The organism is Gilliamella sp. wkB178 (assembly GCF_001690705.1).
Classification (GTDB): Bacteria; Pseudomonadota; Gammaproteobacteria; order Enterobacterales; family Orbaceae; genus Gilliamella; species Gilliamella apicola_K.
Genome location: NZ_LZGK01000014.1, coordinates 99,309 through 125,884, shown reverse-complemented (window position 1 = coordinate 125,884; position 26,576 = coordinate 99,309). Strand labels below are relative to the sequence as shown.

The 26,576-nt window shown below is 34.9% G+C and carries 28 protein-coding genes; 11 read left to right on the top strand and 17 right to left on the bottom strand.

Annotated elements, in window-relative coordinates; all coding sequences use genetic code 11:
* Positions 1–11 precede the first annotated feature (11 nt).
* The 8 genes from A9G13_RS08760 to iscR form a co-directional block, all read right to left on the bottom strand.
* Positions 12–1,256, bottom strand: coding sequence for a NupC/NupG family nucleoside CNT transporter (locus A9G13_RS08760; RefSeq protein WP_065557243.1), 1,245 nt, complete (start codon positions 1,254–1,256; stop codon positions 12–14).
* Positions 1,257–1,532: 276 nt separating this feature from the next.
* The gene (gene fdx / locus A9G13_RS08755) at positions 1,533–1,871 is read right to left on the bottom strand and encodes an ISC system 2Fe-2S type ferredoxin (RefSeq protein WP_065557242.1); all 339 of its coding nucleotides are present in this window, start codon (positions 1,869–1,871) and stop codon (positions 1,533–1,535) included.
* A gap of 14 nt (positions 1,872–1,885) precedes the next feature.
* Entirely contained in the window at positions 1,886–3,745 is a 1,860-nt protein-coding gene (gene hscA / locus A9G13_RS08750) for a Fe-S protein assembly chaperone HscA (RefSeq protein ID WP_065557241.1), read from the bottom strand.
* A gap of 36 nt (positions 3,746–3,781) precedes the next feature.
* Positions 3,782–4,300, bottom strand: coding sequence for a Fe-S protein assembly co-chaperone HscB (gene hscB, locus A9G13_RS08745; RefSeq protein WP_065557240.1), 519 nt, complete (start codon positions 4,298–4,300; stop codon positions 3,782–3,784).
* A gap of 14 nt (positions 4,301–4,314) precedes the next feature.
* Positions 4,315–4,638, bottom strand: coding sequence for an iron-sulfur cluster assembly protein IscA (gene iscA, locus A9G13_RS08740; protein WP_065557239.1), 324 nt, complete (start codon positions 4,636–4,638; stop codon positions 4,315–4,317).
* Positions 4,638–5,024 (bottom strand): Fe-S cluster assembly scaffold IscU, encoded by a 387-nt coding sequence (iscU, locus tag A9G13_RS08735; RefSeq protein ID WP_065557238.1) that lies wholly within the window; start codon positions 5,022–5,024, stop codon positions 4,638–4,640. Before iscU ends, iscA begins: the two co-directional genes overlap by 1 nt.
* A gap of 15 nt (positions 5,025–5,039) precedes the next feature.
* Entirely contained in the window at positions 5,040–6,254 is a 1,215-nt protein-coding gene (locus tag A9G13_RS08730) for an IscS subfamily cysteine desulfurase (RefSeq protein ID WP_065557237.1), read from the bottom strand.
* Positions 6,255–6,292: 38 nt separating this feature from the next.
* Positions 6,293–6,748, bottom strand: coding sequence for a Fe-S cluster assembly transcriptional regulator IscR (gene iscR / locus A9G13_RS08725; protein ID WP_065557236.1), 456 nt, complete (start codon positions 6,746–6,748; stop codon positions 6,293–6,295).
* A gap of 164 nt (positions 6,749–6,912) precedes the next feature.
* Here iscR and sltY point away from each other — a divergent pair, with 164 nt between their 5' ends.
* Both sltY and trpR read left to right on the top strand, forming a co-directional pair.
* Entirely contained in the window at positions 6,913–8,856 is a 1,944-nt protein-coding gene (gene sltY / locus A9G13_RS08720; RefSeq protein ID WP_065557235.1) for a murein transglycosylase, read from the top strand.
* A gap of 11 nt (positions 8,857–8,867) precedes the next feature.
* Positions 8,868–9,161 carry a trp operon repressor gene (gene trpR, locus A9G13_RS08715; RefSeq protein WP_218059218.1) on the top strand — a complete coding sequence of 98 codons (294 nt, stop codon included), beginning with the start codon at positions 8,868–8,870 and terminating at the stop codon, positions 9,159–9,161.
* Between the two features lie 23 nt (positions 9,162–9,184).
* On the opposite strand, the gene robA is transcribed toward trpR, so the two are convergent.
* The 3 genes from robA to A9G13_RS08700 all read right to left on the bottom strand — a co-directional run bounded on the left by robA (position 9,185) and on the right by A9G13_RS08700 (position 11,512).
* Positions 9,185–10,090: an MDR efflux pump AcrAB transcriptional activator RobA gene (gene robA / locus A9G13_RS08710; RefSeq protein ID WP_065557233.1), complete on the bottom strand. Its 906-nt coding sequence runs from the start codon at positions 10,088–10,090 to the stop codon at positions 9,185–9,187.
* Between the two features lie 85 nt (positions 10,091–10,175).
* On the bottom strand, positions 10,176–10,760 hold the full coding sequence (gene nfuA / locus A9G13_RS08705; RefSeq protein WP_304363228.1) for a Fe-S biogenesis protein NfuA: 585 nt from the start codon (positions 10,758–10,760) through the stop codon (positions 10,176–10,178).
* Between the two features lie 101 nt (positions 10,761–10,861).
* A complete protein-coding gene (locus A9G13_RS08700; RefSeq protein ID WP_176701966.1) occupies positions 10,862–11,512 on the bottom strand; it encodes a phosphoribosyltransferase family protein in 651 nt (216 codons plus the stop codon).
* Positions 11,513–11,724: 212 nt separating this feature from the next.
* On the opposite strand from A9G13_RS08700, the gene A9G13_RS08695 reads away from it, so the two are divergent.
* Positions 11,725–12,291: a peptidylprolyl isomerase gene (locus A9G13_RS08695; protein WP_065557231.1), complete on the top strand. Its 567-nt coding sequence runs from the start codon at positions 11,725–11,727 to the stop codon at positions 12,289–12,291.
* 54 nt (positions 12,292–12,345) lie between these two features.
* Here A9G13_RS08695 and pepB read toward each other — a convergent pair whose 3' ends face one another.
* Positions 12,346–13,626 (bottom strand): aminopeptidase PepB, encoded by a 1,281-nt coding sequence (gene pepB / locus A9G13_RS08690; RefSeq protein ID WP_065557230.1) that lies wholly within the window; start codon positions 13,624–13,626, stop codon positions 12,346–12,348.
* Between the two features lie 94 nt (positions 13,627–13,720).
* Between pepB and A9G13_RS08685 the strand changes: the two genes are divergently transcribed.
* Positions 13,721–14,503, top strand: coding sequence for a tyrosine-protein phosphatase (locus A9G13_RS08685; protein ID WP_065557229.1), 783 nt, complete (start codon positions 13,721–13,723; stop codon positions 14,501–14,503).
* A gap of 99 nt (positions 14,504–14,602) precedes the next feature.
* Here A9G13_RS08685 and A9G13_RS08680 read toward each other — a convergent pair whose 3' ends face one another.
* Positions 14,603–15,220, bottom strand: a complete 618-nt coding sequence (locus tag A9G13_RS08680) for a 4'-phosphopantetheinyl transferase family protein (RefSeq protein WP_065557228.1) — start codon at positions 15,218–15,220, stop codon at positions 14,603–14,605.
* A gap of 98 nt (positions 15,221–15,318) precedes the next feature.
* Between A9G13_RS08680 and metC the strand changes: the two genes are divergently transcribed.
* Together metC and tilS are read left to right on the top strand one after the other, a co-directional pair.
* Positions 15,319–16,536, top strand: a complete 1,218-nt coding sequence (gene metC / locus A9G13_RS08675; protein WP_065557227.1) for a cystathionine beta-lyase — start codon at positions 15,319–15,321, stop codon at positions 16,534–16,536.
* An 11-nt stretch (positions 16,537–16,547) separates the two neighbouring features.
* Positions 16,548–17,855: a tRNA lysidine(34) synthetase TilS gene (gene tilS, locus A9G13_RS08670; RefSeq protein WP_065557226.1), complete on the top strand. Its 1,308-nt coding sequence runs from the start codon at positions 16,548–16,550 to the stop codon at positions 17,853–17,855.
* A 105-nt stretch (positions 17,856–17,960) separates the two neighbouring features.
* Here the strand turns inward: tilS and A9G13_RS08665 are convergent, their stop codons facing one another.
* On the bottom strand, positions 17,961–20,141 hold the full coding sequence (locus A9G13_RS08665) for a heavy metal translocating P-type ATPase (RefSeq protein ID WP_065557225.1): 2,181 nt from the start codon (positions 20,139–20,141) through the stop codon (positions 17,961–17,963).
* Between the two features lie 255 nt (positions 20,142–20,396).
* Between A9G13_RS08665 and A9G13_RS08660 the strand changes: the two genes are divergently transcribed.
* Positions 20,397–20,801 (top strand): winged helix-turn-helix transcriptional regulator, encoded by a 405-nt coding sequence (locus A9G13_RS08660; RefSeq protein ID WP_065557224.1) that lies wholly within the window; start codon positions 20,397–20,399, stop codon positions 20,799–20,801.
* A gap of 37 nt (positions 20,802–20,838) precedes the next feature.
* Here A9G13_RS08660 and A9G13_RS08655 read toward each other — a convergent pair whose 3' ends face one another.
* The 3 genes from A9G13_RS08655 to suhB all read right to left on the bottom strand — a co-directional run bounded on the left by A9G13_RS08655 (position 20,839) and on the right by suhB (position 22,588).
* Positions 20,839–21,048, bottom strand: a complete 210-nt coding sequence (locus A9G13_RS08655; RefSeq protein WP_065557223.1) for a hypothetical protein — start codon at positions 21,046–21,048, stop codon at positions 20,839–20,841.
* A gap of 119 nt (positions 21,049–21,167) precedes the next feature.
* Positions 21,168–21,479: a hypothetical protein gene (locus tag A9G13_RS08650; RefSeq protein ID WP_065557222.1), complete on the bottom strand. Its 312-nt coding sequence runs from the start codon at positions 21,477–21,479 to the stop codon at positions 21,168–21,170.
* Between the two features lie 305 nt (positions 21,480–21,784).
* Positions 21,785–22,588 (bottom strand): inositol-1-monophosphatase, encoded by an 804-nt coding sequence (gene suhB / locus A9G13_RS08645; protein ID WP_065557221.1) that lies wholly within the window; start codon positions 22,586–22,588, stop codon positions 21,785–21,787.
* A 320-nt stretch (positions 22,589–22,908) separates the two neighbouring features.
* On the opposite strand from suhB, the gene ubiU reads away from it, so the two are divergent.
* From ubiU to csdE, 4 genes are all read left to right on the top strand, one after another.
* The gene (ubiU, locus tag A9G13_RS08640; RefSeq protein WP_065557388.1) at positions 22,909–23,904 is read left to right on the top strand and encodes a ubiquinone anaerobic biosynthesis protein UbiU; all 996 of its coding nucleotides are present in this window, start codon (positions 22,909–22,911) and stop codon (positions 23,902–23,904) included.
* A 105-nt stretch (positions 23,905–24,009) separates the two neighbouring features.
* Complete coding sequence (locus A9G13_RS08635; protein ID WP_065557220.1) at positions 24,010–24,888, top strand: U32 family peptidase; 879 nt, start codon at positions 24,010–24,012, stop codon at positions 24,886–24,888.
* Entirely contained in the window at positions 24,857–26,068 is a 1,212-nt protein-coding gene (gene csdA, locus A9G13_RS08630; protein WP_065557219.1) for a cysteine desulfurase CsdA, read from the top strand. The genes A9G13_RS08635 and csdA overlap by 32 nt, the downstream gene beginning before the upstream one ends.
* A 68-nt stretch (positions 26,069–26,136) precedes the next feature.
* Positions 26,137–26,532, top strand: a complete 396-nt coding sequence (gene csdE, locus A9G13_RS08625; protein ID WP_065557218.1) for a cysteine desulfurase sulfur acceptor subunit CsdE — start codon at positions 26,137–26,139, stop codon at positions 26,530–26,532.
* The last annotated feature ends 44 nt before the right edge of the window (positions 26,533–26,576 follow it).

Genomic DNA, 26,576 nt, shown 5'->3' with positions numbered 1-26,576 from the left:
AAAAATAATAGTTAAAGAGTAAATCCTATAAATATTCCGGCAATAGTTGCACTCATTAAATTAGATAGTGTTGCCGCCAATAAAGCTCTGACTCCTAATTTGGCAATTTCAGAAATTCGTTCTGGACATATTGCCCCAAATGCACCAACAATAACACCAATAGAACCAAAATTAGCAAAACCACATAATGCAAATGAAATAATTGCAACCGATTTTGTATCTAATGAGGCCATATGATGAGATAAATCTGCATAAGCAACAAATTCATTAATTGCTAATTTTTCACCAATCAAACCACCTACTAGTGTTGCATCATCCCAACCAATCCCCATTACATAAGCTAATGGAGAAAACACATAACCCAAAATACCTTGTAGACTTAATGATTCCCAGCCGAACCAATTACCAATACCACCTAAAAGACCATTAATTAAAGCAATTAATGCAACAAATGTCATAACCACAGTAGCAACACCAACACCGATCTTTAAGCCAACCATAGCACCTGTAGAAACTGCTTCAATAATACTCGCAGCTTTTTTATCACCAAAAGACATTTCTTTAAATTCTACTCTAGATTCCTCTGTTGCCGGGCTTAAAATACGTGCAAATAATATACCGCCAGGGATTGCCATTAACGATGCAGCTAGTAAATATTCCAATGGTACACCAAATCCCGCATATGCAATTAGCATAGAACCAGCTATCGAAGCCATACCACTACACATTGCAGTAAATAGTTCATTGGTATTCATCTTATTAATAAATGGTTTAACCGCGGCCGGAATTTCATTTTGTCCAAGAATCATTGTTGTTACCGCAACAAAGGCTTCAACTTTACTTACACCTAATAGTTTTTGAAACAAAGTACCTAAAATATGGATAAACCATTTCATAAATCCAATATAGTATAAAAGGGAAATTAAAGCGGTAACAAAAATAATAGATGGAATAACATTTAGAGCAAACACAAAAGCTCCGTCACCAAAAAGTTCACCCATTTTTGGACCTACTAATCCGCCAAAAACAAATGCAGCACCAGCATTCGCAAATGAAACTAAATCAGTAATACCTTTTGCTGCAACTTCAACACACCAACGCCCAGCAGGAATAAATAACATCAATCCACCAAGCACAAATTGAAGTAATAATGCAGACCCAACTGTCCGTACATTTATTTTCCGACGATTTTTCGAAAAAATATAAGCAACTAAAAGTAATACTGCAATAGCAATAAATCCTCTAAATGCATCCATAAATTCTCCTTACTAATACTGTGCGAACACATGATTGTGATTTTCGCATTTTTACGGAGTAAGTTTATAATATAACTTATCGGATATTGCAATAATGGAGAGCTATTTCTGAAGCTAATTTGGCAAGTTAAGTCATCTGTTTTATGATAATAGAGTTAAAAACTAGGTAACAATATTAGTAAGAAAATATGATTATTATCACAGTAAGATTACTAAAATAAAAAATTAATAAAATACATAGTTAAATTATAAAAATAAACCCACTTTAATGTGGCATTAATGATCTTCTTTGGCATGATTTAAGCTATATCTTGGAATTTCAACTTCAAGATCTTCATCAGTAACGCGAGCTTGGCAACTTAAACGGCTCTGAGGTTCAACACCCCATGCTTTATCAAGCATATCATCTTCTTGTTCATCGCTTTCTTCTAAAGAATCAAAACCTTTTCGAACAATACAATGACATGTTGAGCAAGCACAGGACATTTCACAAGCATGTTCAATTTCAATATCATTGCGTAACGCGACTTCTAAAATAGATTCCCCTTCCTCTGCCTCAACAACTTTCCCTTCTGGGCAAAGATCAGCATTGGGTAAAAAAGTAATTTTTGGCATAATAATCCCGTTAATTAAATATCATCAACCTTATGACCAGCTAATGCTTCACGAATAGATCGATCCATACGCTTTGCTGCGAATTCTTGAGTAACGTTATCAACAATTTTAATTTGTTTTTCAATTTCGTAACTATTGTTCGCATGACTAGCTGCCTCTAACTGATGCTTAGCAACTAAAATTTGATTAAGTTGTTGTTCATTTAATAAATCTGCATCTTTATCTAAAGCACTTTGCAAACTTTCAAGTACTCTTGCTGCTTCAACTTTTTGTTCTGTAAGTAGTCTAGATTGCTTATCTTGTTCAGCATAATTTATTGAATCTTGAATCATACTAGCAATTTCATTATCCGTTAGCCCATAAGATGGTTTAACCTGAATTGCAGCTTCAATTCCCGTCGATTTCTCCATAGCAGTAACGCTTAATAAACCATCAGCATCAACTTGAAAGGTGACTCTAATATGAGCTGCTCCAGCAGACATAGGAGGTATTCCATGCAAAGTGAATTTTGCTAATGATCGGCAATCAGCAACACTTTCTCGCTCACCTTGTAAAACATGGATTAACATCGCGGTTTGACCATCTTTAAATGTTGTAAACTCTTGAGCTCTTGCGCATGGAATAGTACTATTACGAGGAATAATTTTTTCAACCAGTTCCCCCATAGTTTCAATTCCTAAAGATAAGGGAATTACATCTAGCAATAACATATCAGAATCAGGTTTATTACCGACCAAGATATCTGCTTGTATGGCAGCACCAATCGCAACCACTTTGTCGGGATCAATAGAAGTTAGAGGTTCTGCTTGGAAATAATTCCCCACTAACTGGCGAACTAACGGTACTCGGGTAGACCCTCCAACCATGACAACTTCCACTACTTCATGAATACTAATATTGGCATCTTTTAGCGCTCTTCGACACACAGCTAAAGTTTTTTTTACCAACGGTTCGATTAACTTTTCAAATTGCTTTCGAGTTATTACCAATGATTGATTATCAAGATTAAATAAAACGGAATCTTGATTACTTAAGGCAATTTTTGCATTAACAGCTTGATTAATGATTGTCTGATTAAGAAAAGGATCGGTATTATTATCAATTCCCAATTCTAATTTTATGTAGTCTGCAAGCAAGCGATCAAAATCATCACCACCAAGTGCAGAATCGCCACTAGTTGCTAAAACTTCAAATACACCTTTATGTAAACGCAAAATAGAAATATCAAATGTCCCACCACCTAGATCATAAACTGCAATTACCCCTTCTTTACCGGAGTCTAAACCATAAGCAATAGCTGCTGATGTTGGTTCATTTAAAAGACGTAATACATGTAGTCCAGCTAATTTAGCTGCATCCTTAGTTGCTTGCCGTTGAGCATCATCAAAATAGGCAGGAACAGTAATCACTGCACCATCAATTTCGCCAGTTAATGCCTCTTTAGCTCGATTAACTAGTGCCAATAAAATTTCTGAGGAAACCTGTACTGGATTAACTTGATCATTAGGTAAATTAAGCAAAGGTACACCATTTTCACTTTGCGAAAATGAATAAGGGAACTGGGATAGATCAAGATCAGATAAACTTCTACCCATGAGTCGTTTGATTGAACTAACAGTATTCTGTGGATCTTTAGCTGAATTAATTTTAGCATTTTTCCCAACAGTAACAATAAGATTGTCATCATGGTCGCGCCCATAATGTACAACTGAAGGTAATAATGGTTCATCTTCTAAATCAGCTAAAACTTCGCTTTTTCCACTACGTACAGTTGCAACTAATGAGTTAGTTGTTCCTAGATCAATGCCTATTGCTAAACGACGTTGATGAGGGGCTGGTGTTTGTCCGGGTTCACTGATCTGTAAAAGTACCATGTAATATATCTCTAATTGACATTTATTTATCTCAAATTATAAAGCAAACTGCTTTTCTTGTATCTTTTCAATTTGTTCAATTAATCTGTTGAGATAACGAATTTTATAGATGTGATTAAGTGCAGCTTTCCAATCTTGCTCTTTAATATATTGCAATAATTGATCATAAACATTTTTTCTACATTCAACAATTTCAGCATGAAAATCATCTAATAAATCAAAATCATCCTGATTTTCTATATTATCAAGCCTCTCACGTAGAGAAAATTGTTCCAGTAAAAAATCAGCATCATGGATAATATTCTGTTCTGTTGAAACGTCAAAACCTTGGAGAGATAAAAAATATTCTGCTGCTGTAATAGGATTCTTTAATATTTTATATGCATCATTAATCATTGCTGATTTCTGAATGATTAAGACTTTTTCATTATCATTTACGGAAGCAAAATTATCTGGATGGTATTGCCTTTGCAATTGCTGATAATGTTTGGTCAATATTGTGGTATCAACAGGTAATTGAGTAGGTAATTCAAATAGCTCAAAGTAATTAGTCATGATAATAGATCCAATTAAACATTAAAGCTTTCGCCGCAACCACATTCATTTTGTGCATTGGGATTATTAAATTTGAAACCTTCGTTTAATCCCTCTTTAACAAAATCAAGTTCAGTTCCATCAATGTAAACTAAACTTTTTTTATCAACAATCACTTTGACATTTTTATCTTCAAATACACTATCTTCATCATTGATGGTATCGGCAAACTCTAAAACATAAGCCATGCCAGAACAACCCGATGTCTTAACTCCTAATCGAAGACCGACTCCTTTACCTCGATTAGCTAAAAAAGATTGAACACGATTAGCTGCACTACTGGTTAAGGTAATTGCCATTAGTGTTGTCCTTTTTTAGTTTTATAATCTTCAATTGCAGCTTTGATTGCATCTTCAGCCAAAATTGAACAATGAATTTTAACAGGTGGTAAAGCAAGTTCTTTAGCAATATCGGTATTTTTTATCGCTTCAGCTTCATCTAAAGACTTACCTTTTATCCATTCAGTCACCAGTGAGCTCGATGCAATTGCACTACCACATCCATAAGTCTTAAACTTAGCATCTTCAATAATCCCATCATCATTCACTTTGATTTGTAAGCGCATAACATCACCACACGCAGGTGCACCCACCATGCCACTACCCACATTAGGATCATTTTGATCAAAAGAACCTACATTACGAGGATTTTCATAATGATCAACAACCTTTTCACTATACGCCATAATTTACTCCTAATTTTAATGTGCAGACCATTTGATTTTAGTTAGATCAACGCCTTGTTTAAACATTTCCCAAATTGGGGATAAATCTCTTAATTTACCTATAGAATTTTTAATTAGTTTAATAACATAATCGACTTCTTCTTCAGTACTAAAACGACCAAAGGAAAAACGAATTGAACTATGAGCCAACTCATCATTAAGGCCTAATGCTCGCAAAACATAAGAAGGTTCTAAACTAGCAGATGTACAAGCAGATCCCGATGACACAGCTAAATCTTTTAGTGCCATCATCAATGATTCACCTTCAATATAAGCAAAGCTAATATTAATAATATTTGGTGCACTATGCTCTAAAGAACCATTAAGATAAACTTCTTCAATATCTTTTAAGCCATTCCATAAGCGGTTTTTCAAAGCCAATAAACGTGGCATTTCTGTTGCCATTTCTTCTTTAGCAATACGATAAGCTTCACCCATACCTACAATTTGATGAACTGGTAAAGTACCTGAACGCATGCCTCTTTCATGTCCACCACCATGCATTTGAGCTTCAATACGTACTCGAGGCTTACGCCTTACATAAAGACCACCAATACCTTTAGGACCATAGATCTTATGACCTGAAAAAGACATTAAATCAACTTTTAATTTAGTAAGATCTATTGGTAATTTACCAACACTTTGGGTCGCATCAACATGGAAAACAATTTTTCTTTGCCGACACATTTCACCTATTTTTTCAATGTCTTGAACCACTCCAGTTTCATTATTTACGTGCATAATTGATACAACTGTTGTATCTGGGCGCATTACAGCCGCTAATTTAGCGAGATCAATTATACCGTTTGATTCTGGTGCTAAATAAGTAACCTCATATCCTTCACGCTCTAATTGACGGCAAGTATCCAGTACAGCTTTATGTTCCGTTTTGCAGGTAATAATATGCTTACCTTTTGCTTGATTAAAATGAGCAGCACCTTTGATAGCAAGGTTATCAGCTTCTGTTGCACCTGATGTAAACACTATTTCTCGAGAATCTGCACCAATCAGATCAGCAATTTGATTACGTGCTATATCGACGGCTTCTTCTGCTTGCCAACCAAATTTATGTGATCGAGAGGCCGGATTACCAAAAATCCCATCTGGAGTTAGATATTGCATCATTTTTTCAGCAACTCTTGGATCTACTGGAGTAGTCGCTGCATAATCCATATAAATAGGTAATTTCATTAATTGCTCCAAATTAAAAACTTTATATTTTTCTTTTATTAATTAACTCTAACGCGCTGTAAATTGGTTTGTCTATCAGCTACCGCTTTAACTTCTTTGTTATTAACTAATTCACTTAAGGTAATACTGGTTAAAAAATCATCTATACGATCGCTTAGGTCATTCCATAGAGAATGGGTTAAACATTTTACACCGCCTTGGCAACCCTTTTCTCCATTACATTTTGTTGCATGTACATTTTCATTTACTGCTTTAACAATAGAACTAATCGCAATTTGATCCATGCTTCGGCTGAGTACATAACCACCACCAGGACCCCTTACGCTCATAACTAAGCCATTTTTCCGTAATCGGGCAAACAATTGTTCAAGATAAGAGAGAGAGATTTCCTGACGCACTGAAATATCGGCAAGTGATACTGGACCGGCATTAGAATGTAATGCAACATCCAGCATTGCAGTTACTGCATATCGCCCTTTTGATGTTAACTTCATTAATCATATCCCTCAATTATTGATAGTTAATATTGTATATATCCTCTTAGTTTAGTCAAGTATTTAGTTGAGCATTTTAGTAGGAATTAAACTATAGTTCTTCATCGACGAGCAATAACATAATATGCTAATCTAATAAACTAATTTGATACAGGAGTTTAAGGATGAAATTAGTTTTACGTTATTTTTTGATAATAGGGCTATTCTTTTTTTCAAGAAATAGTTTAGCAAGTTATTCTCAACAAGATCTACGAGTAAATTATCAAAAATGGCTTAACTCCTATCAATCAATGAATTTTGATGAACAACAAACATTACTTAACTCCTTAAAGAGTTATTCTCTATATCCTTATGTAGCCGTTCAATTTTTTCAAAAAAACCTGACAATGCTTCAACCACAAATAGTAAGCAATTTTGTTAATGAATATAATGAATTTCCTTTAACTTCATCACTTATTCAAGCTTACTTAACCGAATTAACCAATCGCCAAGATTGGAATTCAATTGTTGCGTTTCCTAAAGACAACTCTATGATATCAACTTGTCGATATAACTATGCATTATTACAGCAAGGTGATAATGAATCTGCTTTTAGTACTATTGACGAATTATGGAGGACAGGTAAAGAACTGCCTTCAGAATGCGATCCATTATTAGATGCCTGGGCTCAAGCAGGTAATCGAACGGCTAATTTGATATTACTGCGTACAGAATTAGCCTTTGAAACAAACAATTTAAGGCTAGCTCGTCATCTAACTAATTTATTAGAATCCGACTACAAAACCACCAAAGCTAATTTATTAGCTTTATTAGATAATCCGCGAAAACTAGCTGATTTTTCGAAGAATATAACCCCTAGCCCATTTACTAAAAAAATTGTTATAGCATCTTTTCCTCGTTTAGTTAAAGCAGATATGAATCTAGCTGCCTCCTTGTTACCACAATTAATTAAACAACAAACATTAAATGAAACTGAACAAAGTTTATTGCAAAAAAGTTTAGCCAATAGTTACTTTAATGATTCAGTAACTAACGATCAAATTAAATGGCGCGATGATTATATTGCTAAAAGCCACGATACTACATTAATTGAAAAACGCATTCGTTTGGCAATTAGCGAAAATAATTATACGGATATCAGTTATTGGTTGGATCTACTACCTTCTGAAGCAAAGACAAAAGAAGATTGGCAATATTGGCAAGCACAAGTGTTAATCAATAATAATCAAAAAAATGAAGCTAATACTATTTTACAAACACTAACAAATAATCGCGGTTTTTATGGCATGGTTAGTGCTCAGCAATTGAATAAACCCTATTCACTTAATAATCAATCAACTAATATTTCAAAAACCGAATTTACTAACTTAAAAGATAAATATGAAAATAAACCAGTTATACAAAGAATTGCTGAATTACGATATTGGGGCATGTTAGCTGAGTCTAATCGTGAATGGCGCTATATGTTAAATAACCATACAGCCAACAATGAATACTTAAATTTGGCCAAATATGCTTACCAAAAAGGTTGGGGGGATCTTAGCATCCAAGCAACAATTGTCGGCAAGTTATGGGATAATTGGACTGAACGTTTACCTATTATGTATAATGATTTCTATATTCAAGCATTAAATGATAAAGCAATTCCTTTATCCTATGCATTAGCCATTTCTCGTCAAGAAAGTGCATTTGACTCCAGCGTACAATCACCTACTGGTGCTAGTGGTTTAATGCAATTAATGCCAGCAACAGCAAAAGAAACAGCAAAAAAAGTTAGTTCTGTGACTTATTACTCACCGTCACAATTATTTGACCCTCAAATAAACATACAATTAGGTACTTATTTTTTAAATAATTTATACCTACTAAATGATAATAATCGTATTCTAGCTTCTGCTGCATATAACGCTGGACCTAACCGAGTAAAACGTTGGCTTAACACCAGTGATGGTAAGCTTGATGTTATCGCTTTTATTGATAGCATTCCTTTTACAGAAACGCGCAACTATGTCAAAAATGTACTAGTTTACGCTTATATTTATCAAATAATTTTAGGGCAACCAAACACTAATATTCTTTCTAAAAATGAATTCGAACGACAATATTAATGGTATTTAAAATGAAAACTGAACAATGGCAACAAACAATAGCAATCTTACACCAAGCATTTAATGATGGTTATGCAATTGATATGTTAAAACTGCTCATGACGGCTGATGAAAGGGAAGCTTTAATCACACGAGTGAAAATTATTCACTCATTACTTGATGGTTCAATTAATCAACGTCAACTTAAAGAACAACTAGGGATAGGTATAGCAACAGTAACCCGGGGATCAAATAGTTTAAAAGAAGCCACACCAGAATTTAAAACTTGGTTAGAAAAGACTTTATTAAAATTGAATGATGAATAAATTTGTATTTAAGATTACAGATCTTAATGAAGATTAACTTCATCTTCTGTTACTACAGGAACACAATAATCACATTCCATACATTGAACATCTTTAACCGATTCAACCGTCTCATCGTGACGGTTATGATGAATTTCAATTATACTGCCTACCCGTAAACGAACCTTTAAAGCTGGCATTGCTGCCAGATGTACCTGAGAAATAAAATCTTTAAAATTATCAAGTGAACCTATATATTTAAAACACAAATATAACCCACCTTCACTGGTAATTTCTTCAATATATTCAAGATCATTATTGTGATCTAAAGCAATTGTATAAAGTAATTCTTGTTCATTAGCATTATCATTACTTTTTAAAATTCGGCTAAAAGCATAAATCTTATCGGGTAATTGTTCTTTTTTATTAGAATATCGAGACAAATAGTTATGAAAGAATTGTACTCTTAAATTATTTTCTTCATCCAACAATCTACTTAAATTACAATTATTTTTATAAGTAATTCCCCAAAATCTTTGCTTTGGCATATCAACAAAAGTTGGCTCGGGTAACGCAAGATGGTTTTTATTTAAATCAATTGCTGGTGTTAATCCGGTAGGATCCCAAAACTCTGCTCGCCTATAGCTAGCTGGAGTTTCATTAAACTGTTTTTTAAATGACCGCGTAAACGTTTGTTGGGAATCGAAACGATACTGCATGGCTATATCTAAAATAGGTTTGCTGGTCATGCGTAAAGATAGCGCCGCATAAGTTAAACGTCGATGACGAATATATGTACCTAATACTTGACCAGTTACTTCTTTAAACATCCGTTGCAGATGCCATTTTGAATAGCCAGATTTTAGCGCCACATTATCGATAGATAACGGCTGCTCCAGATTTTTCTCAATCCAAACGATAAGATCTGAAATAATACTAACTTGATTCATAAAACCCCATCTTATAGTGAACTGAAAAACATCATGCGATTATGACTTAATCACCATAATAAGCAAGAATAAAATAAAAATTATTTTAGTAATAAGAGTGACTTCCTGCTTGGTGTTCCGTAACATCTTTAACACCCGCAAGCTCTGGAAACTCGGCTAATAATTGCTTTTCGATTCCTTCTTTCAAGGTATAATCTACCATTGAACAACCATTACAACCACCACCAAATTGTAACACTACATAATTATCTTCGGTCAATTCAATCAAACTAACATGACCTCCATGACTTGCTAATTGTGGATTCACTTGTGCTTGAATCACATAATTAACACGCTCTATTAAAGGAGCATCATCAGCAACTTTTTTCATTTTTGAATTTGGTGCTTTTAATGTTAATTGAGAGCCTAGTTCATCAGTAACATAGTCAATTACCGTTTCTTCTAAAAATGGTGCACTAATCTCATCAATATAAACTGAAAATCCAGATGATTGTTTTTCCTCGATATCATTATCTTCAATAGTATCAGCTGGGCAGTATGAAACACCACATTCAGCACTTGGCGTACCGGGATTAATTACAAAGACGCGAATCTGTGTACCATCCGGTTGATTAGCAAGTAATTTCTTAAAATGCTGTTGAGCTGATTCGGAAATGGTAATTATAGACATAAGCCCCTCACTCTGATGCAATTTGGTATAAATAATACCGCACATCATTTATAATAATAGTTGACTAACCTTGTTGGTTATTATAGGGTCTGTTTAAGATTTTACAATACTGTACGGCATAAACAAATAATTTGTACTCTGATTGCTCCACGATTTTTTAATTGCTTACTAATAGCATTAATAGTATTACCAGATGTAACAATATCATCAATAAGCATGACTGATTTATTAGCTATATTTTGTTTACAAATAAACAGCTTTTCAACATTAAACGACCGCTGTTCTAGTGATAAATTCTTTTGATCTACAGCTTGAGACTTTCGACCTAATAAATAAGGTGCAAAATCTCGATTTAACCATTTAGCTATTGGTTTAGCCAATAATTGAGCTTGATTAAATCCCCGCGACCAATAGCGAATATGATGTAGTGGCACACATGTGACTAAATCCGGTTTACTAATGCCCATAGCTTCTCTTCTTTTATACCATGCTAAAAACATTAATCTGGCAAGAGCCAGTTGTACTTCAATCCTCTGATTGAATTTTAAATGATGAATCAATTTTTTTAATGGATTAATATAATCTGAGGCAGCAACAAGATCATCCCAATAAGGCTTTTTTTCACGACAACGATAACAAATATCAGTTACCAAAGAATGAGGTAAACCACACCGATAGCAGACTTTATCCAACTTAGGTAAGTTTTTTATACATTGATTACAAATACCATGATTAGGTAAATATAATGGCATATTACATAACATACAGCGCATAAATTATTAACGTCAGTTAATTATCATAAATAGATTCAACTATAATGTACTTATCTAGCAATATTTTTATATCACCAGTAAATAAAATTACGATCTGGTATACAAAATTTTACTTAATTTTGCATATTGTTATTTAAATTAATTTAATTTTCGGTATAATCTGCCAATAAATTTGGTCGAGGATTTTAAAAATGAAAAGAATCAAAACGTTATTTATAAGTTTATTTTTAATTATGCTTTCCACTGCAGCTATAGCTGATACCAAAGTATTGTTACAAACCAGTATGGGCGATATAGAAATAGAATTAGACAGTGAGCATGCACCAATAAGTACCAAAAATTTTCTTGATTATGTAAACAATGGTTTCTACGAAAATCTAACTTTCCATCGTGTAATACCAGGCTTTATGATTCAAGGTGGTGGTGCCGATGATCAATTAAAATTCAAAGAAAATAATCCACCAATCAAAAATGAGGCTAATAATGGTCTAAAAAATGATCGTGGTACTATTGCTATGGCAAGAACAAGTGCTATTGATAGTGCAACTAGCCAATTCTTTATTAACGTAGTTGATAATAATGCACTCAATTATAAATCTCCCGAAAGCTATGGTTATGCAGTGTTTGGAAAAGTTATTAAAGGAATGGATGTAGTTGATAAAATCGTTAATGTACCGACTAAAAGAGTAGGCCCACACCAAAATGTACCTGTTGAGCCTATTTATATCAAGAAAGCTGTCGTTATCGACAACAAATAATTAAATTCTTGTTGATATTTTTTCCCCCTAAAAACCACTTTTCCAAGTGGTTTTTTATTTCAGTTTGCCAATCAAATTAGCTATAGTCCTAATACCGATACCTGTTGCTCCGGTAGCCCATAAAGCTGTGGAACTTTTACGAAATGTTGCAGAACAATCAATATGTAACCAATTTTGCGCATAATTTTTAATAAAATGCGACAAAAATGCTGCCGCTGTACTTGCTCCTGCCGTATTTGGTAGACCTGAATTGGCTATATCAGCAAAGGCTGAAGGAAACTGAGAGCGATGGAATTCGGCTAATGGCAAACGCCAAAAAGCTTCATGTTCAATTTCACTACTAGCTAGTAATAGGCTAGCAAATGTATCATCAAACGATAATAATGACTGATAATCATTACCTACAGCGATTTTAGCAGCACCGGTTAGGGTAGCACAATCAATAATATAATGCGGCTTGTCATTATCAGCACAAATTAAGCCATCAGCTAACACTAGACGTCCTTCAGCATCAGTATTATCAACTTCTACTGTCTTACCATTACGATAACGAATAATGTCACCTAACTTAAATGCATTACCACTAACTAAATTATCAGCGCAACATAAATACAATTTAATTCGATGATTTACTCCTCTGGCAATCGCAAGTGCTAACGCCCCGGTAACTAATGCTGCTCCTCCCATATCAGCACGCATCGACTCCATAAAACTACTTGGTTTTAAACTGTAGCCACCCGAATCAAAAGTAATTCCCTTACCAACTAAACAAACAGTAACCGGAGTTTTCGAATTTTTAGTTGGATTATAATCAAGCTCAAGTAAAGCCGCTGGTCTATCCGAACCTTTCCCTACCGTATAAATTCCCATATAGTCATGTTCTTTTAAGGCATCACCCGAAATAATTTTATAGGTGACATCCTTTGTATAGGAGTTAATTAAGTTTGCACTTTGAGTAGCCAGTTCAAGTGGACTTAATGTTTCTGCCGGTTGATTAACAATATCACGACACCAATCAATAATGGCCAAACGATGTTTTAATTCTTGTTTATCTTTACTACTAAGTTTTGCCCAAGTTATTTTAGTGCTTTTTTTAGCATTCCGATAACCTAACCAAAAATGCCAACAGGCTTCTAAATCCCAATTCTCACCACCTAATTTGACTGAATTGATACCTTGATTATCTAATTTGCGTCCAGCTCGTTGAATAGCACCTAAACGGTGTTCTGGTTTGTAGTGAATAGTAATTGTATCATCCAAAAAACTCAATAAAGCTCCCTTCCCCCATTGTAATGGAGCAGGTTTATCTGAAAGCAAAATAGATAACATCGACATAATATAGAACCTCAATAATGATAAACAATGAATTAAATTTAATCAGAAACATGTTAATATAGCAAGCGAAGTTAAGAATTATTAAGGATAAGCAATGACAGTGGTACCAATAAAAAATGGAGTCAATTTCCGGGATTTGGGAGGAATCAAAACCATAGATGGTTACCAAATTCGACCGGGAATGTTATACAGAGCTGGGACCTTTGCGCATATTACACCTAGCGAAGGTGAATTTTTAGCTAATCAATTAAAACTACATTATGTGATCGATTATCGAGATCAAAAAGAAATTGAACACTTCCCAGATAGGCTATGGCATAATGCCAATTATATTAATGTTCCTGCCAACCCTTTGAATAATGAGGTTACCGCTAGTTTAACCAGTGACTTGGAAGATGATAATAAAATTCTAAAAAAACGTTCCCCATTCGATTTTATGATAAAACTATATCAAAAGTTACCATTTAATAATCCCGCTTATCAAAAACTCACCTCTATTTTACTTAGTGCTGATGGTAAACCTTTAGTACAACATTGTGCCGTGGGTAAAGATCGTACCGGAGTTGGCGTGGCGTTAATCCTATTTGCATTAGGAGTGAGTGAAGATAATATTATGCAAGATTATTTACTTACCGAACAGCTATTAGCCAACTATCGGGAATGGTTATTAAACCAATATAAAGAAAAAGAAAAATATAAATTAAATCCTGATAAACTAGAAAATCGTAGACTAATTTTTGCCGCCAAAAAAGACTATTTATTAGCTGCTATTACTGCAATAAAAGAGCATTATGGCACAGTTGATAATTGGTTAGCTGAAGAATATCAGTTAGATGAAAAGAACAAAAAAATTCTACAACAAATATATCTCATTTAATTACTTGAACAATATTAAAATGCGCCTATCCAACGTACCTATTTGAATGAGTATAAACTAAAAACATAAAGTAATTAAAAAATAATAAATTAGCTTCAATTATACTAGTAATTCACATTTGCTTATTGGAATATTACTGTTAACGGCAAGGTGAACATCTTTAATTTGATAATATTGATGATAAAAGTGTTCAGCAAAAGGTGCACTAATTATACCGTTATCTATATCAACATTAACTGACTTAATTTGCCAAACACCTTTAGCGTATAATTTTAGTGCTGACTCTTTTAATGTCCACAACTGCCAAAAAGCTGATAATTTGTCAGGTTGCTTAATTATCCATTGATATTCATCTTCATAAAAAAAATTTTCGGCTACATTAAGATAATTCCTCCGCTCTCGTGCAACTTCAATATCTAATCCAACTTTTCCCGTCAATGAAACCGCCACTGCTACCTTATTTTGACTATGACTAATATTGAAATCAGGCAATTTTGGTTCTAAAAAACAAGGACGGTTGTTATCCCCAATAATGATATCGGGTAATATAGGAATAGCACAATAACGTTTAAGTAAACTTGCCAATATTGACCGACAAACTAAAAATTGTTTTTTGCGGTGATCATTTAATTTATCTGCTGCATCAATAATTTGGGGAGATAAAACAGAAAAATCCACGCTAGCATTATTTAGATCAGCAAGTTGTATGATTAGCATTATCGACAAACCATAATTAACAAAATTTATTTTTTTCTATTTTAACAGCATGCTATGCTAACTGTTATTAAAATTTACTAAGTACCAAAGGATTCATCATGTCATTATCAACCAAATTAGTTAATGCCGGACGTAAAAAGCGTTACACCCAAGGTGCCGTTAATTCGATAATTCAACGAGCTTCTTCATTAGTTTTTGACACTATTGAAGCCAAAAAAGAAGCTGCTGAAAATCGTACCAAAGGAGCACTATTTTATGGTCGCCGAGGCACATTAACTCATTTTGCTTTACAAGATGCCATGATCGAAATTGAAGGTGGCGTAGGTTGCTATCTCTTTCCTTGTGGCGCTGCAGCTATTGCTAATGCGATTTTAGCATTCGTAAAATCAGGTGATCATATTCTTGTTTCCGAAGCTGCTTATGAACCCACTCAAGAATTTTGCCAACATATTTTAAAAGATTTTGGTGTGGAAACGGATTACTTTTCGCCCTTAATCGGACGTTATATTAGCCAGCAGATTAAACCAAATACAAAAGTAGTCTTCCTTGAATCACCAAGTTCAATTACAATGGAAGTTCATGATGTCCCTGCTATTGTTAAAGCCATTCGCAGTGTTAACCCCAACATCGTCATTATGATGGATAATACTTGGGGAGCGGGTGTATTATTTAAAGCACTCGAACATGATATTGACATATCAATCCAGGCTGGCACCAAATATTTAGTTGGTCATTCTGATGCCATGATAGGCACTGCAGTAGCGAATGAACGTTGTTGGGATACACTCCGTGAACGTTGTTATTTAATGGGGCAAATGTGTGATGCCGACACCGCCTATATGGCTGCACGTGGATTACGTACTTTAGCAATAAGATTGAAGCAACATCATGAAAGTGGCATAAAAGTCGCTCAATGGTTAGCTGATCATCCAAAAGTTGCTACCGTGAATCATCCGGCACTAAAAAGCTGCAAAGGTCATGAATTTTTTATACGTGATTTTACTGGAGCCAGTGGCCTATTTTCTTTTGTACTCAAAGAACACCTTAGTGACGTTCAATTATCCGATTTTTTAGATAATCTCACTTACTTTTCTATGGCTTATTCTTGGGGTGGATTTGAATCATTAATCTTAGCCAATCAACCAGAAGAACTTGCTAAAATTAGACCAATATCTGGCGTTAATTTTACCGGAACGTTAATTCGGCTCCATATTGGTCTTGAAGATCCTGATGATTTAATAGCTGATCTTGCCGCTGGTCTCAATCGTATAAAATTACATAAAAATAAAGTTAATGCCTTACAAACATTAGTATAGTCGGACTAATAATGATAAACCAACAAGATCAAATTATCGATGAAACAATTATACAAACAATTTTGCATAGCCTTAAGGGTAGACAATCGCTGTTAATTGCCTTTAGTGGTGGCGTGGATTCATCGGTACTCTTACATGGGCTGGTACAACTCAAGCAGCATTACATGCCTGACTTACAACTTAGAGCTATTTATATTCACCATGGCTTAAGTCAAAATGCCAATTATTGGGCTGAGCATTGTCATCAACAGTGCCAAAAATGGCAGGTACCATTAATTATTGAAAAGGTAAAACTTAACGCTAAAGCGGGTAATATTGAAGAACAAGCTAGAAAGGCTCGTTACCAAGCTATCTTTAAACATCTAAACCATAATGAAACATTATGCACTGCTCAACATTTAGATGATCAATGTGAGACCTTCTTTTTAGCCTTAAAACGCGGCAGTGGTCCTGCTGGACTTGCGGCTATGCCACAAGAAAATAAACAACATCTTCGACCTTTATTAACCATTACCCGCCAACAAATTGAGGATTATGCTACCAAATATAAATTAACTTGGATTGAAGACGAAAGTAATCAAGATGATCATTATGATCGTAATTTTTTAAGATTAAATGTTCTACCCATTCTTAATCATCGTTGGTCACATTTTTCACAAATGGTAGCGCGCAGCGCTGAACTATGCCAGCAACAGCAACAGCTTATCGAGGAACTTTTACAAACAGATTTCCGTCAACTAATTGGCAAACAAGGGCAACTAACAATTACGCCTCTACTTGATTATTCTGAATATAAACGCAATGCAATTTTGCGCATGTGGTTTAAATCGCAACAAATTAACATGCCTACGCGCCAACAAATTATCTTAATTTGGCAAACTGTCGCTTTAGCCAAAGCAGATGCTAATCCCAAATTTTTGTTACATAATCGGCAAATCCGTCGCTATCAAAACCAACTTTATTTACTGCCGATATATCAAGAAATTGAACATGAAATACTGAATTGGGATTTGCAATCTCCGCTAGTCTTACCTGATAATTTAGGGCAACTACAAGTTGATTATCATATGGATTTAGCGTGTCGCTTACCTCTTGCTAATGAACAAGTCACTGTTCGATTTCATGCTCAAGGTCAATTCCAGATTGTTAACCGGCAAGGTTCTCGTTCAATAAAAAAACTTTGGCAAGAACATCATATTCCACCTTGGCAACGAACCCGTATTCCATTGATTTATTATAATGAACAACTGATCATTGCTGTTGGTATATTTGTGACAGAACAAGGTAAAGGTACTGAAATCAACTTTATACAAATATAATTGATGAATAACTATTTTGATATACTAAAAATAATAAAGGAGAACAATATTGTTCTCCTTTATTGATATGAAAGTTAAAAAAGCATTGCTACTGTTTTCTTAAACTTAAGATCTAGCTTGCCAACGTTTAAGTAATAGTGCATTTGTTACCACACTTACACTACTTAATGCCATTGCCGCACCCGCAATCATCGGATTCAAGAAACCTAATGCCGCTAGCGGAATCCCAATTAAATTATAGAAAAAGGCCCAAAATAAATTCTGCTTAATTTTATTATAGGTTCGGCGTGAGATATCAATCGCATCAGCAATTAAAAATAAATTACCGCGCATTAAAGTAATACTTGAGGCATGCATTGCCACATCCGTGCCCGTTCCCATTGCAATACCAATATCTGCTGCCGCCAAAGCTGGGGCATCATTAATACCATCACCCACCATGGCAACTTTATTAGCGTTATTACGTTCATTATTTTTTTGCAATTGATAAATATAATTAGCTTTATCTTGAGGTAGTACTTCAGCGATCACTTCGTCAAGCCCCAACTGCTGGCCAACATAATTAGCAGCATTTTGGTTATCACCAGTTAACATTACTGTTTTTACCTGCAGTTGATGTAAAGCTTGGATAGCAGTTTTGGCTTCATCTTTTATCACATCAGCAAAACCGAATAAGGCTAATATTACTACATTATCTTCTGATTGTTGTTTAGCTAATAATGAAATGGTATAACCTTTTTGTGTAAACGCATTGATTTTATCATCCATATCTACAAAATAAGCATTAAGTGATTTCATCCACCTTAAGCTTCCTAGATAATATTCAGTATTATCAAGTGTTGCCATCACTCCGGAACCTGCTATAGAAGTAATATTTTGTGCATAACTATATTGTTTAGCTTTGGCCAAAATAGCTTTGGCTAATGGATGTTCACTACCGGCCTGCATTGAAGCTGCTATTGATAAGATTTGTTCTGGCGTATCACTGCCAATAATATCCATTTCGACTAATTCAGGTTTTCCTACAGTGAGTGTACCAGTTTTATCAAATGCAACAGTATTTATATTATGTAGAGTTTCTAACGCCTCAGCATCTTTAATTAAAATACCATGACGAGCTGCAACCCCAGTACCTACCATGATAGCGGTTGGCGTTGCTAAACCTAATGCACACGGGCAAGCAATAACTAACACTGCCACTGCATGTAATAATGCTTGTTGCCAATCATGAGTAAACAAGCCCCAGCCAACTAACGTAATAAGTGCAATCAATAGAATTACTGGTACAAAAATAGCAGATATACGATCAACAATTCTTTGGATTGGTGCTTTTTTGGCTTGAGCTGACTCAACCATTCCAATGATTTTAGATAAAGTAGAATCAGCTAGAACTGCGGTAGTTTTAACTATAATCAAACCTTCACCATTGATGGCACCACCTGTTACTCTATCATTAATAGTTTTATTAACTGGAAAGCTCTCACCAGTAAGCATTGATTCATCACTACTTGATGATCCTTCAATAATCACACCATCAACAGGTATTCTTTCACCAGGTTTAATTACTACAACATCATCAACTTGTACTTGGTTAATAGGTATAGTTATTTCTTGTTCATTTCGTCTGACTAAAGCCATTTCTGGTCGTAACGCAGAAAGCGCCTCAATTGCTTGGGTAGTTTGATGTTTAGCCCTTGACTCTAACCACTTACCGATCAAAATCAACGTAATAATAACTACAGATGACTCAAAATAAAGGTGATTATAATCACCCTTGATCAGTTGATAAACCGATAATCCATAAGCAGCACTAGTACCAATCGCAACTAGTAAATCCATATTACCGGATAATGCTATCGCTGACTTAAAGCCACTACGGTAAAATTTTGCCCCTAAGCCAAATTGAACTATTGAGGCAAGAATAAGTTGTAACCAAGCTGGCATCATCAAATGTAAACCAAATGGTTCTAATAGCATTGGCAATACAAAAGGAATAGCTAATATTACTGATATAACAATTGGCCAAAGTGATGCTTGTTTATCAGTATCTTTGGCATGAGTTTCTTGATCAGTAATTTTAACCGCATGATAACCTGCTTTGTCTACTGCCGCCATTAAAGTTTCTAACTTAACATTTGTGTTAGCTGCTACCGTTGCCTTTTCTGTAGCAAAATTAACACTAACATCAATCACACCATCAATCTTTTTTAGAGCCTTTTCAACACGGCTAACGCATGATGCGCAGCTCATATCTTCAACAAAAAAATTATATTCGACTGTTTTCATTTAACGCATCCTTTAATTATTGGTGTTGTTAGTTTTTGTATATCCTACATGATAAGAAATCATTTGCTAGCAAAGTGTACTATTATTTTAATAGCTAGAATTGATGCACCTTATATTTATTAAATATCACAAAGAATGTACAGTTTTCTTCATCTTAATAATATAACTAACAAACATTCTAATACTAATTATTGTATTAACAAGAATGCACTTTTTTGATATATACTTACCAAAAAGATACTATGAGGCATCTCAATGAATAGTAATTCGTTTACAGCTGTTAAACCAAACCAGAGTGATCTTTCTATTACCCATTGTCCGGTTGAAACAACAATAAACATGATTGGGGGCAAATATAAATCTTTAATTTTATGGAAACTAATGACGACAATCGCTTTAAGATTTTCTCAATTACATAGGGAAATTCCATGTGCAACACCTAAAATGCTAACTCAGCAATTACGTGAACTTGAAGCCAATGGTTTGATAAGCAGAAAAGTTTTCCCAGTTGTACCACCAAAAGTTGAATATTCATTAACCGATTTTGGCAGAAGTATTAAACCAGTTTTAGAAGCGATGTATAAATGGGGGAGTCACTGCTTAACAAAACAAGGGTTGGAAGTTAATTGTTCAATGGTTGCGATAACTGACCAATCTTAACTAGATTCAGCTAACTTACTGATATAGTATGCTCATTTTATTTATACCAATTACTAAGCAAGACACATATAAAAAACAGGTAAGAAACAAAAGTTAAAATCCATGCAATAACTAGAATACTATAAAACTTTTTAGGAGCATTACTGATTGCTTGAGCGGTACCCATCGTAAGCCAAACAAAGGTAGGAATTAAACCAATACAAGCAATTAAAGCAAAACTAATTAGCCCTGTCTGTGATATATTCAACAGTAGACCCCCTGTGAATTTAACCCTAAAGGACAACCAGAACAACTAAAATATAAACGCTTATTAATTTTAACCATTCCTCTAAGGATTTAGATTTATTCCTTTTCCCCCTCTCGAATTTAAGACTGATCTAACGTACTAATAACAATAATGTCGCCATCATCACTTAAATTAATCACTTTCATATCAAATCTAACCAATTCATAAATATCTAAATCACTAATGTTATATTTTGCATGCCAGAAAAATTTCCTGACCGATTTTGCTGTGGTTCTGTGTGTTTGGCTGTATTCGTTTTGACCTGATTCGTAAGAGGTTTCCCCTTGCTCTATAAGACTTTTAATCCATTCGTGGGGGTTTCCCGTTGTAATCCAATAGGCAATAGTTTGATCTTTTGTTTCGTTTCTTATACTCACTGACCAACCAAGCATTTTTAATTCATCCTAAATTTAAAACAACACGTATCATAATTATATTAATTATGTTTTATAAAATTGCAAGGATACATAAAACTTCCAACACTGCCCATTGATTGGCTTACCTTGAGTTATGAAGATATGCTAGAAGTTACCGAAGCATTTAGGAGGTAAAATCATGATGACACCAGAAGAAAAGAAAAATGGATTGAAGCAAACAGGGAATCAAAAACTATGATAAGCCTATGCGGTAGGGAACCCTACAAGGGTGCCCTGTGTTTGTGGATGTTTTCACATTTTTATTTATATATCTATATAAATTAATTACGTAATTTTTCAGGCCATTCATTTTGAGTAGCAATTAATAGCTCTTTTACTACTTTAGGATTGCCAGCTACAACATTTCCAGAAACCATATAGTTATTACCACCAGCAAAATCCGTAATTACCCCACCAGCTTCACGTAAAATAAGTTCACCACCAGCAATGTCCCATGGTTTTAAACCAATTTCGAAAAAACCATCTAACCGACCAGCTGCTACATAAGCTAGATCTAAAGCACCTGCCCCCGCTCGACGAAAATCGCCACATTTAGCAAATAATTTCTGTAATACTGCAAAATAGCTTTCACTATATTGTTTTAATTTAAATGGAAAAGCGGTTGCCAAAACACTTCCATCTAAGTCTTTAGCATTACTAACGCGAATACGGTAACCATTAAGTTGTGCGCCTTGCCCTCTTACAGCAGTGAAAAGTTCATTACTCATTGGGTTATAGACCACAGCAGCTTCAGTTTTACCTTTCACTCGCACTGCGATAGAAACGGCAAAATGTGGGATATTCCTAATAAAATTAGTGGTACCATCAATTGGATCAATTATCCATTGTGTATCACTATCATTACCTTTGGCTAGGCCACTTTCTTCGGCAATAATAGTGTGATCTGGGTAAGCTTTTTTAATTGTTTCAATAATTAAGGCTTCAGCAGCACGATCTACATTAGTGGCAAAATCGTTAGCGCCTTTGGTGTCAATTTCGATTGAACTAGGATTTTCATAAGCCTTAATGGCGACATTACCTGCTTTACGAGCAGCACGAATAGCAATATTTAGCATCGGATGCATAATTTTTTTCCAATTGATAATGTTAAAGAACGGTTTTATTCAATATGATACTTGTCATATTAAAAATTGGCGCTAGTATAAAGCTTTTACAGACTTTTTGCTAGTTTATGTTGTATTGGTATAAGATGCCTTAAAATTTGTTATATGATTTATAATTATAGAAAACATATAAACTTACGAGTAATTTAATTAAACTGCTTTACTAACTAGATTACTAAAAATTTACTTATCAAATAGATAAACTGTTTCTATTCGCATTAATCAAGGAATTATTGCATAATACGCAGCGTATTGAATACCAAATTGGAGTGCAAATTATTATGGAACTTCTTTGTCCTGCCGGTTCATTGCCGTCGCTTAAAGTTGCAATTGATAACGGTGCAGATGCTGTTTATATTGGTTTAAAAGATGACACTAATGCGCGCCATTTTGCTGGTTTAAACTTTAATGAAAAGCGATTAATTGAAGCCGCTGATTATGTTCATAAACATGGTAGAAAATTACATATTGCCATTAATACTTTTGCACATCCTGAAAATTTTGAACGTTGGCGATATGCAGTTGACACCGCCGCTGATATTGGTGCAGATGCGTTAATTATTGCTGATCTAGCAATGCTTGATTATGCTGCAGAAAAATATCCTGATCTTGAGCGCCATGTTTCCGTCCAAGCTTCGTCAACTAACGAAGAATCAATTAAGTTTTACCATAATAATTTTAGGGTACATCGGATTGTATTACCACGAGTCCTCTCAATGCACCAAGTAAAACAATTATCACAAGTTTCACCGGTTCCACTTGAGGTATTTGCCTTTGGTAGCCTTTGCATTATGGCCGAAGGACGTTGTTATTTATCATCCTATTTAACTGGTGAATCACCAAATACTGTTGGTGCTTGTTCACCAGCCAAATTTGTACGTTGGGAGGAAACCGAAAAAGGGCTAGAATCTCGCTTAAATAACGTATTAATTGATTGCCATAAAAAAGGTGAAAATGCTGGCTACCCAACTTTATGTAAAGGTCGCTATTTTGTTGGTGATGAACTATATCACCCTATCGAAGAACCTACCAGTTTAAATACAATTGAACTATTACCTGAACTTTTTGCTGCTAATATTGCATCAGTAAAAATTGAAGGCAGGCAACGCAGCCCAGCTTATGTAGAACAAGTTACCAAAGTGTGGCGACAAGCCATTGATCGGTATAAGGCTAATCCACAAGCATACCAAGCTGAAAAAAATTGGATGGACACCTTGGGATCTATGTCAGAAGGAACGCAGACTACCTTAGGGGCTTATCACCGTAAATGGCAATAATCGAAAGACATAATATCTATTATTCCCTTATTAACGTTAGTAAATAGAGCTATAAATCAATAAATTAACTATGATCTAACCTAAATAACTATAGTGAGCAAAATAATGAAATACGCCTTAGGACCAGTGCTTTACTACTGGCCTAAAATAGAAACCGAAGCTTTTTATCATGCAGCAACAAACAGTGAAGCAGATATTATCTATATGGGAGAAACTGTTTGTACCAAACGCCGGGAAATGAAAGTCCCCAACTGGCTAGATTTAGCTAAAGAGATAGCTAAATCAGGTAAACAAGTGGTACTGTCAACCCTGGCCTTGCTTGAGGCACCATCTGAACTTAATGATTTACGCCAATTGGTAAATAATGGCGAATTTTTAGTTGAAGCCAATGATCTGGCGGCAATCAATATCGCTCACGATAATAAGCTACCCTTTGTTGCTGGGCCGGCAATTAATTGCTATAACGCCTTAACTTTAAAATTATTGCAAAAACAAGGTATGGTGCGTTGGTGCATGCCAGTTGAACTTTCACGCGACTGGTTAACTAATGTGCTCAAGCAGTTTGCTAGCCTGAATATTGAACGTAAATTTGAAGTTGAGGTGTTTAGTTACGGTTATTTACCCTTAGCTTATTCTGCGCGTTGCTTCACTGCTCGTTCAGAAGATAGGCCTAAAGATAAGTGTGAAACCTGCTGCATTAAATACCCTGTTGGGCGTGAAGTATTCTCACAAGAACAACAAAAAGTATTTGTCTTGAACGGTATTCAGACACAAAGTGGTTATTGCTACAACTTAGGTAATAATCTTAAAGACATGAAAGGGTTAGTGGATATTGTTAGGATCTCGCCGTTGGGTCTTGAAACCCTTGATATTGTTAGACAATTCAAAGCGAATGAAGATGGAACCCACCCACTACACATTGAACAAAAACGAGACTGTAATGGTTACTGGAATGGTATTGCTGGACTTGAACTCACACAATAAACACTATAATCCGGAAAAATTTAGGAGCAACTTCCCAGCCATAAACGATCAAAGTGTTTATCTTGACTCCGCGGCTACTGCGTTGAAACCGCAAGCCATGATAGCAGCAACGCATGAATACTATGCTCACAGTACCGCAACTGCTCAGCGCAGCTTACATCATGATGCCTTGCAAGTCACAGCAAGTATCGATAAAGCTAGGCAATATGTGGCTGATTTTATTCACGCTAATGACAATAGTGAGATTATTTGGACCCGAGGAACAACCGAATCCATTAACATCGTCGCACAAAGTTATGCTCGTACCATATTAAAACCTAATGATGAGATTATTGTTAGCGAACTTGAACATCATAGTAACTTATTGCCTTGGTTAATTGTGGCGCAGCAAACAGGAGCTAAAGTAATTAAATGGTCATCAAATATTGATGAATTATCAGCACTTATCTCTAGTCGCACCAAAATTGTTGCTATTACTCAAATGTCGAATGTTACCGGATTTTGCCCTGATTTAGCCACAATAAGTCAAATTACCCATCAATATAACGCAGTTTTGGTGGTAGATGGTGCTCAAGGCATTGTCCATCATTGTTTAGATGTTAAACAACTCGATATCGATTTTTATGCTTTTTCGGCACATAAACTATATGGTCCGACAGGGCTAGGGGTTTTATATGGTAAACAACTATTACTTAAGCAAATGAGTGTCTGGCAAGGCGGTGGTAAAATGTTAAAGACTGCTTCCTTTAGTGATTTTCAACCGGCAGATCTACCCTATAAATTTGAAGCTGGCACCCCTAATATTGCCGGGATTATTGGTTTTGCAGCTACACTTGATTGGTTAAGAAATTGGGATGTTAAACAAGCCGATCGCTATACAGAACAACTAGCTAATTACACTAAATCACAATTAATGAAGATAACTGATATTGAATTTTATAGTGTCGATAATAGCCCAATTATTAGTTTCAATATTAAAAATATTCACCACAATGATCTGGCAATTTTGCTCGGTGAACAGAAAATAGCTATTCGTACTGGCGAGCTTTGTGCACAACCTCTGATGCAAAAACTTGGTTGTCATGGCGTGATTCGTATTTCACTAATGCCTTATAATAACCAACAAGATGTTGATAAACTAATTGAAGCTATACAAAACGCAATAGCAATATTGACATAGTTTTATACTGAAACGTATAGTTCTCAGGAAACATCTTGACAAACAACTAAATATCCAAAGGTAATATTATGCCAACAGAGCAAAGCTTATTGGAATTATTTTCACAACAACATAATTGGCAAGAAAGGTACCGTCAATTAATTTTGTTATCCAAACAACTACCAGCCTTTCCTGATGATCAAAAGACCGAAGATAACCAAATTGATGGTTGTGAAAATCGCGTCTGGCTTAGCTTTCAAAAACAAACGGATAATACTTTTATCTTCATGGGCGATAGTGAGGGGCGTATTGTAAAAGGATTACTGGCAGTTTTAATCATCATTGCTAATAATAAAACTGCTCAACAAATTCATGCTATTAATTTTCAAGCAATACTAAGTCAGCTGCAAATTACCGACGAATTAAGTCAATCCCGTTTACAGGGAATAACCAAAATAATTGAACGAATACAAGCAGTGGCATAGTCAGTATCAATAAAAAAGAAAGAATATTATCCTTCTTCTTTATT